Genomic DNA, 17,755 nt, shown 5'->3' with positions numbered 1-17,755 from the left:
TAAGTCCCGTATTGCTGACAATTCAGGAGGCATTGGTCCCTCAAGCCCAACGAAAAGGCAGGTTTGTTGGACCGAAGCGCACTGCGTTACAAAGCGAGGGATGATAGATTAGGGACCTCCGCGTTGGACAAGAAGTCGGTTTTGGGACTGCTGCCAAATGTGGTCTGGCAGTCATGTCTGAATTTCACCGACGCCATACGTTTTCGCGGCCGCGTTCATCAATTCGGTCCGCGAGACCCTTGAATTCGGCTTCGAGAAACTTTTGAAACCTCCGAACAGCCGGTCGCATGGGCCGGTCTTCGTGCCACAGCAGGCCCAACTCACGATCGGGGTGTTCGAGCCGCACCGGAAGCGCGGTGATCGTTTTAGCCGCCCTTTGCATGAACACGACTGAATATGGCAAAACAGTCAAAGCGTCGGACCCCGCCATGACGCTTAAGATCGATGCGAGGGATCCCCCGGTAAAGCTGACACGAAAATCGGTGATCCCGATACTGTCCAGAGCTGCCTTCAAATCAGAATACAAGGGGCTGCCTGCGGGCGGAGCGATCCATGGATAGGCGGCAATGTCTTCCAGCTTGACCGCCGATTGCCGTGCGAGCGGATGCGATGAAGCACAAGCGATAACGTTGCGGCCACGTAGGATAGGCCTGAATTTCAAAGGCGGCGGAACCCCTTCTGGGCTGACAGGGCAAATTGCGAGATCGATGTTGCCGACGCTCAACTGATCGGACAAGTCAGCCAGGTAGCCGTAGGTCTGATGGATTGCGACCTCCGGAAAGGCGCTCTGAAATGAGGCCATCATGTTCGAGATGACGCCATCCATGAAAATTGGCGTGCCGGCAATGCGCGCCGTCCCCGCCTTGCCGCCTGAATAAAGCTCTACAGCCGTCTGCGCGGCGGCGCTTGCCGCCCCAATGACACGACCTTGCTCTGCCAATGTCTGACAGAGTTCAGTTGGCCTGAGCGGCCTCTTTCCCTTCTCGAACAGTCGCGACCCGAGGCGCTTTTCAAGCATGGCCAGAGACCTCGAGACGCTGGGCTGCGATTTGTTCAGTTGGGCAGCGCCTTCGCTGAGGCCGCCCGAGTCGATGATCGCTGCGAGCATCTGAAGGTGATTAGGATCAATTTTCATAACATCATGATATATTGTTTGCCATACATTCGATCAACACATCAAATTCTGCTGCTAATCTGGGCGCGAATGAGGTGGAGATCAGTATAGTGGGACACGCTGCCCAAGATATCAGTTCAGACGTCAGAGTCGTGTTCGGAGCCAACACGCGGAGCAATATCGCCGCCGAGCTTCGCAGGCTGAACCTGTCGAAAGCGTTGATCCTCGCGACACCGCAACAAGGTGACGCGGCTTTGGAAATCGCTGAATATCTTGGAGAACTGGCGGCGGGTGTCTTTTGCAAAGCGGCGATGCACACACCGGTAGAGGTCACCGAAGTTGCGATGAGCCATGTGGCAGAAACCCAGGCCGACTGTGTTGTGGCGATCGGGGGTGGTTCGACAACCGGCCTCGGGAAGGCCATCGCCTACCGGACCGACCTGCCGCAGATTGTCATTCCAACGACCTATGCTGGCAGCGAATGCACGCCCATTCTTGGTCAGACAGAAAATGGTGTGAAAACAACGTTGAGTGACCCGAAGGTGTTGCCTGAAGTCATTATCTACGACTCAGAACTCGTCAAAACGCTTCCCGTCGCGATGACTGTGACGTCTGCCCTGAATGCGATGGCACATGCGGCAGAAGCGCTCTACGCCACCGACCGTACAGCCGGGACGACAGCGATGGCCGTTGACGGCTTGAAGGCTTTTGTAAATGGGTTGCCGAAGGTTCTGGACGACCCATCCGACCTTGCCGCGCGCGAGGCGACACAACGCGGAGCCTGGGCCTGCGGCACTGTTCTTGGGCAAGTCGGCATGGCGCTTCATCATAAACTTTGCCACACACTGGGCGGCTCGTTCGACCTGCCTCATGCCGAAACCCACGCGATCATTTTGCCTCACGCCATTGCCTACAATGCCCGTGCAGTTGCCAAGGACCTGCGACCGATTTGCGATCTGTTGGGCGGAGATAATGCAGGAACGGCCTTGCACAACTTCGCGACATCCATGAACGCACCAACAGCATTGCGCGACCTGGGAATGGCGGAAGCCGATCTTGATCGCGCCGCCGATCTGGCCACCACGAAACCTTACCCCAACCCGCAACCTGTGACGCGCGACGACATCCGCGCGCTTTTGCAGGCGGCCTGGGCGGGCGACACACCTATCGAATAATTGAGACGACGTTTGGGAGGACATCATGATCACACGCCGTAGACTACTGAAATCCACTGCAGCAACGGGGCTTACACTGGCGGCAGGCGGTCTTTCTGCTCCGGCCTTGGCTCAAGGGGCGAAAATCCGGCTGGGCTATGTCAGCCCGCAATCGGGACCGCTGGCGGCGTTCTCAGAAGCAGACCAGTTCATCATCGACGGGTTTCTCGCCTCTGATGCGGGGTCCAACTTCGAGGTCATCGTCAAGGACAGCCAATCGAATCCGAACCGCGCTGCCGAAGTCGCCAAGGAACTGATCATCGACGATGAGATCGACATGATGCTTGTTGCGTCCACCCCCGAAACCACCAACCCGGTCGCCACGACCTGTGAGGCAGAAGAAATTCCCGTGATCTCGACCGTCGCTCCGTGGCAGCCCTATTTCATCGGCCAGCAGGGCAACCCAGGCGACCCCGGAAGTTGGCAGCCCTTTGATTTCAGCTTCCATTTCTTCTGGGGGCTCGAGGATGTGATTTCCGTCTTTACGGCAATGTGGAACCAGCTCGATACGAACAAATCGGTTGGCGCGATCTTCCCCAACGACGGGGACGGCAACGCATGGGGCGACCCAGTCGTGGGTTTCCCGCCAGTGCTGGATGCGCAGGGTTATACGCTGACTGACACGGGGCGCTATCAGAACCTCACGGATGATTTCAGCGCCCAAATCAATGCCTTCAAGGCCGCGAACTGCGAAATCGTCACCGGCGTGCCAATCCCACCGGATTTCACGACCTTCTGGACGCAAGCCAAACAGCAGGGGTTCAACCCCAAAGCCGCCAGCATTGGCAAGGCGATCCTCTTCCCGCAGGCTGTAGAAGCACTAGGCGATCAGGGACATAACCTCAGCTCCGAGGTTTGGTGGTCACCATCCCACCCGTTTGCTTCCTCGCTGACCGGTCAATCGGCAGGCGATCTGGCCGCTGGCTATGAGGCCGCAACAGGCAAGCAGTGGACCCAACCCATTGGCTTTGTTCACGCGCTCTTTGAAATGGCAGCTAACGTTATGGGCCGTGTTGAAGACAGCCGCGATCCCGATGAAGTCACAGCCGCGATTGCGGCAACACAGCTCTCTTCCATTGTTGGACGGATTGCTTTCGATGGCGCTGGGCTTCCGCCCTTTGCGACCCAGAACGTCGCCAAGACGCCACTTGTCGGCGGCCAATGGCGCCTGAAGGACGGAGGCGGCTACGATTTGGTAATCGTTGACAATTCCGTCCACCCCGACATTCCGACGGGTGGGTCAATGGAAGAAATCCCTTCTTAAGCCAATAAACCGGGCCCCGGCTGCTGACCGGGGCCTCCACCACTACTTTCTGACTGAGCCCGGCGTAAACGCGGGGCGGGTAACGCTTGATGACGATGCTTGCACTGAAGAATGTCTCAAAGAGCTTTGGCGCGTTGACCGTGACCGATGACGCCAGCTTCGAGGTGCCCGAGGGGCAGGCGCTTGGCATCATCGGACCCAACGGCGCCGGCAAATCAACGCTGTTCAATCTGATCACCGGAAACCTACGACCCGACGAGGGAAGTATCCACTTTCAAGAGCGCGACGTGACCAAGGTTTCCGCAATGGAGCGGTGCCTGACCGGCATTGGACGATCTTTCCAGATCCCGCAACCGTTTGAAAAGCTGACCGTTTACGAAAACCTCCTTGTCGCCGCGACCCACGGGCGCAATCTGTCCGAGCGCGATGTGCGCGATGACTGTGCAGAGGTGCTGGAGCGGACGGAACTGATCAAACGGGCAAATACGCCAGCGGGGCAGCTTTCGTTACTGGAACGCAAACGGTTAGAATTGTCGCGGGCCATGGCGACGCAGCCCAAACTGCTTCTGCTCGACGAGATTGCGGGCGGTTTGACTGAGGGCGAGTGTCAGGCGCTCATCCGCACCATCAAGGACATTCATGCGCAGGGCGTCACGATCATCTGGATCGAACATGTGTTGCACGCGCTGACCTCGGTCGTCGAGCGTCTGCTGGTTCTAGACTTCGGCAAGGTGATCGGGCTTGGCGATCCAGATGAAATCATGGCCAGCAAAGAGGTTCAGGAAATCTATCTGGGGATAGAAGTCTGATGGCCCTTTTACAAACTCAGAACCTCACCGCGCACTACGGCGACTTTCAGGCGCTATTTGGTGTGGATATCGAACTGGGCAAGGCCGAAACGGTCGCCATCATCGGCGCGAATGGAGCTGGGAAAACGACGCTCATGCGCTCGATCGCAGGCGTTTTGCAGAATGATCCCCGTGCAGTCTCTTTCGACAACAAAAACATCGGTGCGCTAGCAGCAGATGAGATCATGGCGCAGGGTGTTGCAATGGTGCCTGAAGGACGGAAACTCTTCCCATCGCTTACGGTCGAGGAAAACCTGTTGATCGGGACCTATGGCCGTAAAACCGATGGCCATTGGAACCTGAAGACCGTTTATGACCTGTTCCCGATCCTTGCCGAGCGACGTCACAACCCCGGCACGGCCCTCAGCGGCGGACAGCAACAAATGGTGGCCATCGGGCGCGCGCTGATGAGCAATCCACGCGTTCTGCTATGCGATGAGATCAGCCTCGGCCTCGCACCTGTGGTGATCAAGGACATCTACAAGGCCATTCCACAGATCAAGGCAGCGGGCGCCTCCATGATCGTGGTTGAACAGGACATCGCGCAGGCCATGGCCGTCGCAGATCGCGTGTACTGCATGATGGAGGGCCGCGTGACGCTTTCCGGCACCCCCGACAGCCTGTCGCGCGATGATATTCACAACGCCTATTTCGGAGCAAACCATTGATCTGGGTCGATACAATCATTCAGGGCATTCTGCTGGGCGGACTTTACGCGCTGTTTGCCGCAGGATTGAGCCTCGTCTTCGGGATCATGCGGCTGGTGAACCTTGCCCACGGCGATCTGATCGTAATGGGCGCCTACCTGATGCTTGTGTTGGTGACCTTGCTGGGTCTGTCGCCGTTCTTGGCAGTGTTCATAGCAATGCCATTGATGTTCGTATTGGGATGGGTTTTGCAGAAGTTTCTGCTGAACCGAACGCTTGGCGACGACATCCTTCCGCCGCTGCTGGTGACGTTCGGTCTATCGATTGCGCTACAAAATGCTCTGTTAGAAGGGTTCTCTGCTGACAGCCAACGTCTGCCGACCAATGCCTTAACGACGGCATCTGTGGATGTTGGCCCGATCACGCTCGGTGTCATGCCGTTGTTGACTTTTGCCTCTGCCGTTCTGGTCATCATCGGTCTGAACCAGTTATTCTACCGGACCGAGCTTGGCCGGGCTTTCCGCGCAACATCTGACGACGCAACCACGGCCAGCCTCATGGGCATCAAACCCGCCAACATCTTTGCGACCGCGACCGGTATCGCGCTCGTGATTGTCACGATCGCTGCGCTGTATCTTGGGCTGCGGGCAAATTTCGATCCCAACATCGGTCCGGCGCGGCTGATCTATGCCTTTGAAGCGGTCATCATCGGCGGGCTTGGATCGCTTTGGGGCACGCTGTTGGGCGGCATCATCATTGGGGTCGCGCAGACCGTAGGCGCCGCGGTCAACCCCGAATGGCAAATCCTTGCGGGACATGTCGCATTTCTGGTTGTCCTTCTTGTCCGCCCGCGCGGCCTTTTCCCAAGAGCGAATGACTGATGGCTTACACTGTTACCACCCAAACGCCCGCATCGCGCATTGCAACGATCCTTGGCGCCATTTTAGTCGTTGTTCTGATCGTGCTCCCATTCTTTGCCGGGCGCGGGACGATCCAGGATATGTTCTTTATCCTCACGATGCTGGTTCTGGCGCAGTTCTGGAACCTGCTGGCAGGCTATGGCGGACTGGTGAGCATTGGGCAGCAGGCGTTTGTGGGTATGGGGGCGTATGCGCTTTTCGGCGCTGTGATCCTGTTGGGCCTTGATCCGGTTCCATCCATCCTGCTCGCCGGTGTCGCGGCCCTTGTGATCGCGGTGCCAACGGCCTTCTTTGCGTTCCGACTGAACGGAGCATACTTCGCCATCGGCACTTGGGTCATTGCCGAGGTTGTCCGGTTGCTGGTCGCCCAATGGAAAACCCTGGGCGGCGGCACAGGCACGTCGCTGCCGCGCGATGCAACCCGCGATATGTGGTTCGTCGAGGGGATTGAGGAGATGCTCGGCGTGCGATCTGCAGCCGCCCGTGATATCCTCGCCTATTGGCTGGCACTGGCCCTCGCCTTGGCAACAATCGGTGGTATCTACTGGCTGCTGCGGACACGGCGCGGGCTCGCTTTGGCTGCTGTGCGCGACAACACGGAAGCTGCGAAATCGGTGGGTGTTGACGCCGCACGCATGAAATGGACCGTATTTCTCACCTCAGCGTTCGGCACCGGCCTCGCAGGTGGACTTATCTACATGCAAAAGGCGCGGATCAGCCCCGATGCCGCATTCAGTGTCACCGACTGGACGGCATACGTCATCTTTATCGTCGTGATTGGCGGTATTGGCACCATCGAAGGCCCGATCATCGGCGTGCTGGTGTTCTTTGCCTTGCAGGCGCTGCTTGCTGACTTCGGCAGCTGGTACCTGATGACACTCGGCGTCTTGGCCATCGTGATCATGCTGATCGCACCCCGCGGTCTGTGGGGGCTCTTGTCTGAACGCACGGGTCTGCACCTTTTCCCAATTCGCCGCCGCTTGTCCGGTGGACAACTCACAACTTCGGAGGAATGAACATGGCTGATATAACGACTGAGGTCCTGGTGATCGGAACCGGACCGGCCGGTTCAACGGCTGCTGCCTTGCTATCGACCTATGGCGTCGAAAACATAGTGATCAACCGCTATCACTGGTTGGCCAACACGCCGCGCGCGCACATCACGAACCAGAGGACAATGGAAGTGCTGCGCGATCTGGGCCGCGAGGTGGAGGACGAGGTTTATCTTAACGCCATGGACCAAAGTATCATGGGTGAGAATGTCTTCTGCGAAAGCCTTGCCGGAGAAGAAATCGGTCGGATGAAGTCATGGGGCACGCACCCTCTGTCCAAGGCCGAGCATCTGCTGTCTTCACCATCTTTCATGAACGATCTGCCGCAAACATTTATGGAACCGATCCTGTTCAAGACCGCCTGCAAACGTGGGACCAGGGCGCGGATGAGCACTGAATACAAAAGCCACGTGCAAGATGCCGACGGGGTCACGACGACCTGTCTGGACCGGATGACAGGCCAGGAAATTACCATCCGCTCAAAGTATCTGATCGGTGCCGATGGCGGTAACTCGCTGGTGGCCGAGAACGAGGACCTGCCGATCGAAGGCAAGATGGGCGTCGGCGGGTCGATGAACATTTACTTCCGCGCGGACCTGTCCAAATACGTGGCACACAGGCCATCGGTACTTTATTGGGTAATGCAGCCCGGCGCAGATGTGGGCGGCATTGGAATGGGTCTAGTGCGCTGTATTCGCCCGTGGAACGAGTGGCTGATCGTCTGGGGATACGACATCAACGAACCTGCGCCCGACGTGGATCAAAAGATGGCAACGGAAGTGGCCCGTCAGTTGGTGGGGGATCCTGAACTGGAGATCGACCTGATCAGCGCAAACACCTGGACGGTCAACGATGCCTACGCCACGCAAATGTCCAGGGGCCGTGTCTTTATCATGGGTGACGCGGCACACCGCCACCCGCCTTCTAACGGGCTTGGATCGAACACGTCGATTCAGGACGCCTACAATCTGGCGTGGAAGCTTGCTGCTGTGGTGAAAGGACAGGCTGGAGAGAAACTCCTCGAAAGCTACAACGAAGAACGCGCGCCGGTTGCCAAGCAGATCGTTACCCGTGCCAACCAGTCAATTGGCGAATTTGGCCCGATCTTTGAGGCGTTGGGCATGACCGGCGGCACCGATATCGAAAAGATCAAGGCCAACATGGACGCCCGTTGTGGCACCACGCCTGAGGCAGAGGCGCAACGGGATGCGCTGAACGCTGCAATTGCGTTCAAGAAGTACGAGTTTGACGCCCACGGTGTCGAGATGAACCAGCGCTACAAATCGGACGCCATCGTCACGGACGGCCAGATCGAGCCTGACTTTGCCCTCGACGCCGACCTTCACTATCAGCCGACGACTTGGCCGGGCGCGCGCATTCCACATGCGTGGCTCTTTGACGCCGAGGGTGGCAAACATTCGACGCTGGACTTGGCCGGTGGCGGTGCGTTCACCTTGTTTACCGGTTTGGGTGGCAAGGCGTGGGCTGATGCGGCCGAAAAAGTAGCCGAGGACTTCGGCATCAAGCTGCGGACACACGTGATCGGTCCGCGTCAGGAATACATCGACCACACAGGCGACTGGGCTCGCGCGCGCGAAATCGGTGACGCCGGCTGTATCCTCACGCGCCCCGACCAGCACGTCTGCTGGCGAAATGACGCTATGCCGGATGATCCGACGGCAGAATTGACCCGCGTTCTCACACACATCCTCGCACGCTAGGAGGTCACCCATGTCAGCACAGGAACAAGGGTATTTTACCGAAGCCAACTCCGCCGAGGTTGTCATCAGCCGCAATGCAAACGCCAAGGACGCACGCTTGGCCGAAGTGATGGAGGCCATTACCAGACATCTGCACGCCGCCGTCAAAGAGATCGAGCCTACCCAAGAGGAATGGTTCGAGGCGATCCAGTTTCTCACCAAGGTCGGTCATATGTGTAATGACTGGCGGCAGGAATTCATTTTGCTGAGCGACAGCCTCGGGGTGTCGATGCTGGTAGACGCGATCAATAATCGCAAACCTTCCGGTGCTTCGGAATCCACGGTGCTCGGGCCGTTCCACGTGCCAGACGCACCGGAACTGCCCATGGGATCGGACATCTGCCTTGATCAAAAGGGGGATCCGATGCTGGTCAAGGGCCGGATCCTTGGCACAGACGGGCAACCCATAGACGCTGCCAAGATCGACGTCTGGCAGGCCAACGACGAAGGCTTCTATGACGTGCAGCAAAAGGGTCTGCAGCCCGATTTCAATCTGCGGGGCGTGTTTCGTACTGGCGCTGATGGCACCTATCACTTCAAGGGTGTGAAGCCGAAATTCTATCCGATCCCGGATGATGGTCCGGTTGGTCAATTGCTTGAAAAGCTTGGGCGGCATCCCTTCCGGCCCGCACATCTGCACTACATTCTTGAAGCTGAAGGCTATGAGACTCTCATTACGCACATCTTCGACCCTGACGATCCCTACATCCACTCGGACGCTGTTTTCGGCGTCAAGGAAAGCCTTTTGGCGAAGTTTGACCTGATCGAAGATCCGGCGAAAATCGCAGACGCTGGCTTTGATGGACCATACTACGAAGTGATTCACGACTTCGTGCTGGCGCCTGCATCATGACGACACCTTGCATCATCTGCGTGGCCATCACGGGCAGCCTGCCACGCAAGTCCGACAACCCCGCGGTGCCCATCACGGTCAGCGAGCAAATCGAAAGCACCCATGCCGCGTTCGAGGCAGGGGCCACCATTGTCCACGCCCACGTGCGCAACGATGATGAGAGCCCATCAAGCGACCCTGACAAGTTTGCAGCGCTCAAAGAAGGTGTAGAAAAACACTGCCCAGGGATGATTATCCAGTTTTCGACCGGCGGGCGGTCCGGAGCAGGCAAAGAGCGTGGCGGCGCGCTGAAGTTGAAACCAGACATGGCATCGCTGTCCGTCGGGTCCAACAACTTCCCGACGCGGGTCTACGAAAACCCGCCTGACCTCGTCGACTGGCTCGCGTCCGAGATGCGCACCTATGGCGTGAAACCCGAAATCGAAGCTTTCGATTTGTCGCACATTCTCAAGGCAGCCGAGATGCACAGGAACGGCCAGATCGAAGCCACTCCCTATGTCCAATTCGTGATGGGTGTAAAAAACGCCATGCCTGCTGATCGAGATGTGTTTGATTTTTATGTGAAGACAGTGAAGCGTTTGTTCGGCGATGACGCGCCGTGGTGTGCGGCAGGAATCGGGGCAAACCAGTCTCTTCTAAACGCGTGGTCGGTCTCCGCAGGCGGCCACGCCCGGACCGGGCTTGAGGACAACATCAGGCTCGACAAACACACTTTGGCGCCTTCCAACGCAGCCCTCGTGAAGCGGTTGGCCGAAATTTGTGCACAGCACGGAAGACCTGTTGCGAACCATATGCAAGCACGGGAAATATTGGGGATCGTGTAGCAAGATTGCCGATATCGAAACGCCCGTTCCGAGTTCAAGACGACGTTTGATCGTCGCAGCTGTGGCCTTGTGATTGACAGTTTGTCAGACAGCACAACCTCAAGCCGGAGCTATTATTCTGCCGAAGCGAATTAGGAAATGCTAAGTTGGCGAGCTGCAGCTTCGTCGAACGCCCCATTCCGTGCTCTCGGTGAGTGTCGGTCATGCTGGCTTCGACTGGAACACCAGATTCAGAAGCTGAAAGTCGGTCATGGACCTATTTCGTTAAAGAACTCGTGCTTGATCGAGGTGTAAGTCGCTGGTTCAATTCTTCCTACAGGAAGGTGTGGGCGGTGATGAGACCGAAGACTGCGTTTGTTTAAGATACGACTTCAGAGGTGGGGGTGACGTGTGTGGTAAGCGTATATGGTTGCGCCTCCAAGTTATAACTAAAATGTATAAATAACAGTGTCTTATGGTGCATTCGCCATTGTGGCGGAGACGAAGGGATTCGAACCCTCGAGACGGTTTCCCGCCTACTCCCTTAGCAGGGGAGCGCCTTCGACCACTCGGCCACGTCTCCGCTGGCGGGTCTAGCAGGAACCTTCTTGGGATCACAAGCGGAATCTGCCCTTTGGGGGTGTTTGTTGCCGCGCCATGCAAAACCCGCATTTTCGCCTGTCTCACGCCGTTGCGAAAACGGTCAAAATGAATTAGAACAAAACAGGAACAAATAGCGGATTCGGTGTCAGGTGAATGGGTGTGCTTCGGATGCAGCAAGGGTTGGCGGGGCAGGGGATACGCCCTGCCGCAATGCCTCATACGCTGGCCGAAGTGTTTCCTGCCGCCCCTGCGGATGCCAGTGCCACGGCCTTCATGCTTTCACGCCTGCCAAAGACAAACGCCCCGATCCTTTGGGTGCAAGACAGGCTCTCGCGCAAAGAGGCGGGGTATCCCTCGCTGGCCGGGATTGGACTGCAGCACCCGATCATCATGGTCGATCTGTCGCGCGCATCAGATGTGCTCTGGGCGATGGAGGATGGATTGCGCTGCCGCGCCCTCGCCGCCGTTGTGGGCGAGGTCTGGGGCGATCCGCCGGCCTTGGATTTCACTGCGACCAAGCGCCTTGCGATGCGAGCCGAGGCCGCGGATGTCTCCTGTTGGCTGATCCGGCGGGCGGCCTCACCGGACCTCAGCGCGGCGCGCGACCGCTGGCGCATTGCCAGCCTGCCCTCGGCCACGCATCCGCACGATGCCCAAGCCCCCGGCGATCCGCGCTGGGCGCTCGACCTCTTCCGCTCGCGCCGCTCCAAACCCGGGCAATGGGTGGCGACTTATGAGCGGGCGGCGGATCGTCTCCATCTCGCTGCCGCAACTGGCGATCGAGCGGTGGACAAAGGTGATGGAGCGGCAAGGCAACGCGCCGCCGGATGATATTCCCGTTGTGCTGGCGCGTGAGGGGCATCATGGCCCTGTGATCCACGCCGCCAACCGCAAGGCGCGGATGGACGGGGTGAACCCAGGCGCGCGCGTTGTGGATATGCGCGCGATCTGTCCGGAATTGCAGGTGGAATATGCCGATCCTGCGGGGGATCGTGCAGTGCTGGATCGGCTGGTCCTCTGGGCGCGGCGGTTCTGTCCATGGACCGTGCGTGACGGGGACGACGGGATCATTCTCGACACCACCGGATCTGATCATCTTTGGGGCGGCGAGGCTGCGATGCTGGTCGAAATCGAAACCCAGCTTGCCTTGCTGGGCCTGAGCGCACGGCTGGCGGTTGCCCCTACATGGGGGGCGGCATGGGCGCTGGCGCGGTTCGGGCCGGTGCGCAGTATTTGCAAGGAAGACGAGGCGTTTTTCAAACTCGGCCCCTTGCCTGTGGCGGGGCTGCGGCTGAATGCTGACACGGTGCTTTTGCTGCGCCGTCTGGGGCTGAAAACCATCGGCGCGGTGATGGATGTGCCGCGCCTGTCGCTCACCCGCCGTTTTGTGAAAGCGGGGTTGGAGGCGAACCCGCTCATGCGCCTCGATCAGGCGTTGGGCAAGCTGGCCGAGCCTGTGGCCAGCGTCGAGGCCCGCCCGCCCATTCGCGCGACCGCCCGTCTGGCCGAGCCGATCTTTGACCCCAGCCCGCATCTGCCGGAGCTGTGCGAAGATCTTTGCGAGCAGCTCAAGGTGGCGGGTCTGGGCTGCCGCGCCTTGCATCTCGTGGTCTACCGCACTGATGGCGATGTGGCCGAGGTGACGGTCAGGACATCCGCCCCGACCCGTGATCCGGCGCATCTGCATAGCCTCTTTCGTGACAAGCTCGAACGGATCAACCCTGGATTTGGCTTTGATCTGATCACCCTTGCCGCCGGCGGGGTGGAGGAGGTGGAAGAGCGCCAGACCCGTCTGGATGGCGACAGCGACGATGACCTGCATCTGTCCCGGCTGATCGACCGCCTCAGCGCCAAATTCGGACCCCGCTCCGTGACGCACCCCGTTTTGCACCAAAGCCATGTGCCCGAACGGGCTGAAGGTGCGTTGGCTGCATTGGCCAAAGCGCCCGCCGATCAGACAGAGGTGACCAAGGAACGCCCCTTGCGCCTGCTGGATCATCCCGAAGAGGTGCGCGTGCTTTACGCCGTTCCCGAAGGCCCGCCTGCGCAGTTCATCTGGCGGCGGCAGACCTGTCGCGTGGCGCGCTATGCGGGACCCGAGCGGATCGCGCCAGAGTGGTGGAAAGACCGCCCCGGCACACGGCTGCGGGATTATTTCAAGGTCGAGGATGCTTCGGGGCGCAGGCTCTGGCTTTATCGCGAAGGTGTTCTGGGTGACGGGCGCGGGGCGGAGCCGCGCTGGTTTGTGCATGGGTTTTTCGGGTGATTGGGGTGAAGCAACAAAGGACGGCACTCCGGACAGGCGATGTCCGGCGTTGCCGGGCGGGGCGTTTGATCGTCTCTAAGGCGTGGGGTGAGAGTTGGGGAGCCTCCGGCGGGAGTTTTTGGGCCAAGATGAAGATGGGCCTGTGGGAGCTGGATCATGCCTGAGAACGATCACCAGCACCCCCGTCGCACGCTTGAGGACGAGGACTTCCCCGCCAACCCCCGCGCACCATTTGTCGAGCTGGGGCTGACCACCTGTTTTTCCTTCCTGCGCGGGGCCTCTGACGCGGTGGATCTCGCAGTAACCGCCCATGCGCTAGGATACGACGCGCTGGGTTGTGCCGATCTGAACACCATGGCGGGTGTCGTGCGTCTCCACAGCGAGGCGACCAAGGCCAAAATGCGCCCTGTCATCGGGTGCCGTTTGCAACTGGTCACGGGCGAGGCGTTTCTGGCCTACCCCCGCGACCGTGCGGCCTATGGGCGGTTATGCACGCTGCTCTCCAAAGGCAAGATGCATGATGTGGACGGGGCATGGCAGGCCAAAGGGGCCTGCGATATCACCCTTGATGATCTGGCACGCCAGAGCGAAGGCGTGCAATTGATCGCCGTGCCCGGTGACGATCTTGCCCATTTCGAGGCCGGTTTCCGCCGCTTGCGCCGTGCATTGCCCGGCATGAAGCATATCGCTGCCAGTTACCTCTATCGTGGCGATGACCGCGCGCGGATCAACCGCCTTGATGCGCTTGCCAAGGCGCATGGGCTGTCGATCCTTGCCACCAATGATGTCCATTACCACGCCCCCGAACGGCGGCCCCTGCAGGATGTGATGACCTGCATCCTGCACAAGACGACGATCCACAAAGCGGGTTATCTTCTGGAGGCTAATGCCGAGCGGCATCTGAAATCGCCTGCGCAGATGGTGGCCCTTTTTGCCGAATGGCCCCATGCGATCCGTGCCAGCCGTCAGGTGGCGGATGCCTGCAATTTCAATCTCACGGAACTTGCCTATGAATACCCCAAGGAAACCGTCCCCGGTGGCTACACCCCGCAGGAATACCTTGAACTGATCACATGGAAGGGGGCGGCCAACCGGTATCCCGAAGGCGTGCCAAGTGATATCAAGGCGGTCCTTGGCAAGGAACTCGCGCTGATCGAGAAACTCGATATCGCGCAGTATTTCCTGACCATCCACCAGATCGTCAATTTCGCACGCTACGAGGCCACACCTGAAATCCTCTGTCAGGGCAGGGGGTCCGCGGCGAACTCGGCAGTGTGCTATGTGCTGGGTATCACCTCGGTCGATCCGAGCAAGAACGACCTGCTGTTTGAGCGGTTCATCAGTGAGGAACGTAAAGAACCCCCCGATATCGACGTCGATTTCGAACACGAACGGCGCGAGGAGGTGATCCAGCACATCTACGACAAATACGGTCGCGACCGTGCGGCCCTTTGTGCCACCGTCATCCACTACCGCCCGCGCATGGCGGTGCGCGAGGTGGGCAAGGTCATGGGCCTGTCCGAGGATATCACCAGCGCGCTCGCCAAAACCATCTGGGGCTCTTGGGGGCGCGAGATCGGCGCGAAAGAGGCGGCAGAGGCGGGGCTGGACCTCTCCGATCCGCTCATGGCGCGCACGATCAAACTGGCCGACCAGATGATCGGGATGCCGCGCCACTTGGGTCAACATGTGGGTGGCTTCATCCTGACCGAGAAGAAACTGATCGAGACCGTGCCCGTCGGCAACGGCGCCATGCCCGACCGCAGCTTCATCGAATGGGACAAGGATGACATTGATGAATTGCGCATCCTCAAGGTCGATGTGCTCGCACTGGGCATGCTCACCTGCATCCGCAAGGCCTTTGATCTGATAGATGCGCATTATGGCAAGCGGTTTAGCCTTGCGACCATCCCGCAAGAGGACCCGGCCGTCTACGACATGCTTTGCCGTGGTGACAGCCTTGGCACCTTTCAGGTCGAAAGCCGCGCGCAGATGAACATGCTGCCGCGCATGAAGCCGCGTACCTTTTATGATCTCGTCATTCAGGTCGCTATCGTCCGCCCCGGTCCCATTCAGGGCGATATGGTCCACCCCTACCTGCGCCGCCGCAACGGGACCGAGCCCACCGAATACCCGTCCCCCGCGCCACCCCATGACCCTGATGAATTGCGCAAAGTGCTGGGCCGGACCCTCGGCGTGCCGATCTTTCAGGAGCAGGCCATGAAAATCGCCATGGTCGCCGCCGAATTTTCCACCAAAGAGGCCAACCAGCTGCGCAAGGCGATGGCCACCTTCCGCTCACGCGGGACAATCGGCAAGCTTGAGGACAAGATGGTCAGCCGCATGATCAACCGCGGCTATGATCCCGAATTCGCGCACCGCTGTTTCAACCAGATCAAGGGGTTTGGCGATTACGGCTTTCCTGAAAGCCATGCGGCCAGTTTCGCGCATCTGGTCTATGTTTCCTGCTGGATCAAACGGCATTATCCGGATGTGTTTTGCGCGGCCTTGCTCAATTCACAGCCCATGGGGTTTTATGCGCCCGCCCAGATTGTCCGCGACGCGCGCGAGCATCAGGTGATCGTGCGCGCGCCGGATGTGAACTATTCCGACTGGGACAATACGCTGGAACCGGTCGGGGCAGGGGTCTTTGCGGTGCGCCTTGGCTTGCGCCAGATCGACGGGATGCGGGCCGAGATGGGGCAGCGCATCATGGCTGCGCGGGCGGGACCGTTTACTGACCTCAAGGACCTGAAAGAACAGGCGAAACTTGACGCGGGCACCATTCGGCGATTGGCGGCAGCCGATGCAGCGCGCTCGATGGGACTTGACCGGCGACAGGCGCTTTGGGATGCGCGCGCGCTGCGCGATGCGCCTGACCTGCCGCTGTTCCAAGACACGCGGGATGAGGGGGCAGAGGTGCGCTTCGAGCTGCCGCAGATGCCCGTGTGCGAACATGTGGTGGCGGATTATCAGACGACACGGCTGTCGTTGAAGGCACACCCGATGTCATTCCTGCGGCGGAGCATGGCCAGACAGGGCTACGCCACAACGCGGGCGCTCGACAACATGGCGAACGGCCAGCGGGTCAAACTGGCGGGCATCGTCCTGATCCGCCAGCGCCCCGGCAGCGCCAAGGGTGTGTGCTTCATCACGCTTGAGGATGAAACGGGGGTGGCCAACCTTGTGGTCTGGCCCAAGGTGATGGAGGCCTACCGCAAGGTGATCATGCGCGCCCATCTGATCGATGTGCGCGGCTATCTGCAAAAGGATCAGGACGTGATCCACGTGGTCGCCACCCATCTGGAAAACCGCACTGACGCGCTGGAACGGCTGAACACGGATCTGCGTATGACGGCCCCTCTTGCGCATGCGGACGAGGTGCGCAAACCCATCCCGCAAGACCGCCGGAGCGGGCACCCACGCGACGCGCGGGTGATTCCGAAGTCACGGGACTTCCACTAAGAGAAAAGAGGCTTCTGGTTTGCCATGTGGCGCGCAACCAACCTGCGCAGACGCGCGCCATTCTCAGCAATCGGACGCGCAGGTTCAGTCAGCGGCTCCCCTGAGATCAGATCGGGAAACAGCAGGTCAATCTCTTCGCGTGCTGCCGGAGGCAAGCTACGGAGGGCTTCGGGACCAGTGAACAGGCTCTCGGTCCATGCGCCTTCAGCCATCACCACCTCGTGGCGATCAAAAAGCATATGGTAGTAGGTCACGCCGGACAGCTGACCATCAAGAAATATGCCTGGCCAGTCGGTGAGTTTGATGGCTGCCACCAGAATTTCGCGCCGCCCGAACATGCGTTCGGCAATCGGTGATGCAAGCATGATCCGGTGTTGCCGTGACACACATAGATCGCGCTTTGGGATTCCTTCACCCAAAGCACCTGCAACAATGCGCACCGGAGCCAGCTTTGCGTTGCTTGCCATATCCGAGGCCGTCACCTGTCTTTGGCCGATCCAGCGAATGGGTTGCAACCCTCTGTCGCGCGTGACGACAAGATCGCCAACACTCAGGTGCTCGATTGCCAGTGGACCGTTCGCGGTTTCGATCACAGTTCCGTTCGCAAAACAGATCAGTCCGCTGACATCAGCCTCAAAGAAGTTGGAAAGGCTCGACATAATGCCAGAGACGTTCTGACCGACCGAGAATGTTCCGCCTGTCGTGAAGTAAAGCGTGCCAGCGCTACCGCCGCCGGCGTAAAGATAGTTCGTCTGACCGCGATCGTTCCCGCCACCACCGCCTGCCACGGGGTCCCATTCGTTGTTCGAGATGAAACCGTCACCGTCGAAATCGTTGATCGTCAGCGTGACCGGTTCTTGATTGACGGAAGTAACAACCCAGCGCCCGCGGATCTTGCTGACTGTCGCAACTGTTCCGATCGGAAATGTAAGTGTTAACAAGGACA

Annotated in this window: 14 protein-coding genes and 1 tRNA gene; 12 read left to right on the top strand and 3 right to left on the bottom strand. The window is 59.2% G+C overall.

The window, feature by feature from the left end; all coding sequences use genetic code 11:
- Positions 1-184: 184 nt before the first annotated feature.
- Positions 185-1,135, bottom strand: coding sequence for a LysR family transcriptional regulator (locus BM316_RS09825; RefSeq protein WP_090207079.1), 951 nt, complete (start codon positions 1,133-1,135; stop codon positions 185-187).
- 89 nt (positions 1,136-1,224) lie between these two features.
- Between BM316_RS09825 and BM316_RS09820 the strand changes: the two genes are divergently transcribed.
- From BM316_RS09820 to BM316_RS09780, 9 genes are all read left to right on the top strand, one after another.
- Positions 1,225-2,289 carry a maleylacetate reductase gene (locus tag BM316_RS09820; protein WP_090207862.1) on the top strand — a complete coding sequence of 355 codons (1,065 nt, stop codon included), beginning with the start codon at positions 1,225-1,227 and terminating at the stop codon, positions 2,287-2,289.
- Between the two features lie 25 nt (positions 2,290-2,314).
- A complete protein-coding gene (locus BM316_RS09815) occupies positions 2,315-3,592 on the top strand; it encodes an ABC transporter substrate-binding protein (RefSeq protein ID WP_090207076.1) in 1,278 nt (425 codons plus the stop codon).
- A 95-nt stretch (positions 3,593-3,687) separates the two neighbouring features.
- A complete protein-coding gene (locus BM316_RS09810) occupies positions 3,688-4,401 on the top strand; it encodes an ABC transporter ATP-binding protein (protein ID WP_311135663.1) in 714 nt (237 codons plus the stop codon).
- A complete protein-coding gene (locus BM316_RS09805; protein WP_090207071.1) occupies positions 4,401-5,108 on the top strand; it encodes an ABC transporter ATP-binding protein in 708 nt (235 codons plus the stop codon). Before BM316_RS09810 ends, BM316_RS09805 begins: the two co-directional genes overlap by 1 nt.
- On the top strand, positions 5,105-5,968 hold the full coding sequence (locus tag BM316_RS09800) for a branched-chain amino acid ABC transporter permease (RefSeq protein ID WP_090207068.1): 864 nt from the start codon (positions 5,105-5,107) through the stop codon (positions 5,966-5,968). Before BM316_RS09805 ends, BM316_RS09800 begins: the two co-directional genes overlap by 4 nt.
- Positions 5,968-7,023, top strand: coding sequence for a branched-chain amino acid ABC transporter permease (locus tag BM316_RS09795; protein ID WP_090207065.1), 1,056 nt, complete (start codon positions 5,968-5,970; stop codon positions 7,021-7,023). Before BM316_RS09800 ends, BM316_RS09795 begins: the two co-directional genes overlap by 1 nt.
- 2 nt (positions 7,024-7,025) lie before the next feature.
- The gene (locus BM316_RS09790) at positions 7,026-8,780 is read left to right on the top strand and encodes an FAD-dependent monooxygenase (protein ID WP_090207859.1); all 1,755 of its coding nucleotides are present in this window, start codon (positions 7,026-7,028) and stop codon (positions 8,778-8,780) included.
- A 10-nt stretch (positions 8,781-8,790) separates the two neighbouring features.
- The gene (locus tag BM316_RS09785) at positions 8,791-9,672 is read left to right on the top strand and encodes an intradiol ring-cleavage dioxygenase (RefSeq protein ID WP_090207063.1); all 882 of its coding nucleotides are present in this window, start codon (positions 8,791-8,793) and stop codon (positions 9,670-9,672) included.
- Positions 9,669-10,496, top strand: a complete 828-nt coding sequence (locus BM316_RS09780; RefSeq protein WP_090207060.1) for a 3-oxoadipate:acetyl-CoA acetyltransferase — start codon at positions 9,669-9,671, stop codon at positions 10,494-10,496. The genes BM316_RS09785 and BM316_RS09780 overlap by 4 nt, the downstream gene beginning before the upstream one ends.
- 472 nt (positions 10,497-10,968) lie before the next feature.
- Here the strand turns inward: BM316_RS09780 and BM316_RS09775 are convergent.
- Positions 10,969-11,058 (bottom strand) — tRNA-Ser (locus BM316_RS09775).
- Between the two features lie 173 nt (positions 11,059-11,231).
- On the opposite strand from BM316_RS09775, the gene BM316_RS09770 reads away from it, so the two are divergent.
- The 3 genes from BM316_RS09770 to BM316_RS09760 all read left to right on the top strand — a co-directional run bounded on the left by BM316_RS09770 (position 11,232) and on the right by BM316_RS09760 (position 16,809).
- Positions 11,232-11,909, top strand: a complete 678-nt coding sequence (locus BM316_RS09770) for an ImuA family protein (RefSeq protein WP_090207057.1) — start codon at positions 11,232-11,234, stop codon at positions 11,907-11,909.
- A complete protein-coding gene (locus BM316_RS09765; RefSeq protein ID WP_242649850.1) occupies positions 11,878-13,344 on the top strand; it encodes a Y-family DNA polymerase in 1,467 nt (488 codons plus the stop codon). Before BM316_RS09770 ends, BM316_RS09765 begins: the two co-directional genes overlap by 32 nt.
- Positions 13,345-13,500: 156 nt before the next feature.
- Positions 13,501-16,809, top strand: a complete 3,309-nt coding sequence (locus tag BM316_RS09760) for an error-prone DNA polymerase (RefSeq protein WP_090207052.1) — start codon at positions 13,501-13,503, stop codon at positions 16,807-16,809.
- On the opposite strand, the gene BM316_RS09755 is transcribed toward BM316_RS09760, so the two are convergent.
- On the bottom strand, positions 16,806-17,750 hold the full coding sequence (locus BM316_RS09755) for a Hint domain-containing protein (protein WP_242649811.1): 945 nt from the start codon (positions 17,748-17,750) through the stop codon (positions 16,806-16,808). The genes BM316_RS09760 and BM316_RS09755 overlap by 4 nt on opposite strands.
- Between the last annotated feature and the right edge of the window lie 5 nt (positions 17,751-17,755).

It is taken from the genome of Yoonia litorea (assembly GCF_900114675.1).
Taxonomy (GTDB): domain Bacteria; phylum Pseudomonadota; class Alphaproteobacteria; order Rhodobacterales; family Rhodobacteraceae; genus Yoonia; species Yoonia litorea.
This window is presented reverse-complemented; position numbering and strand designations above follow the sequence as displayed.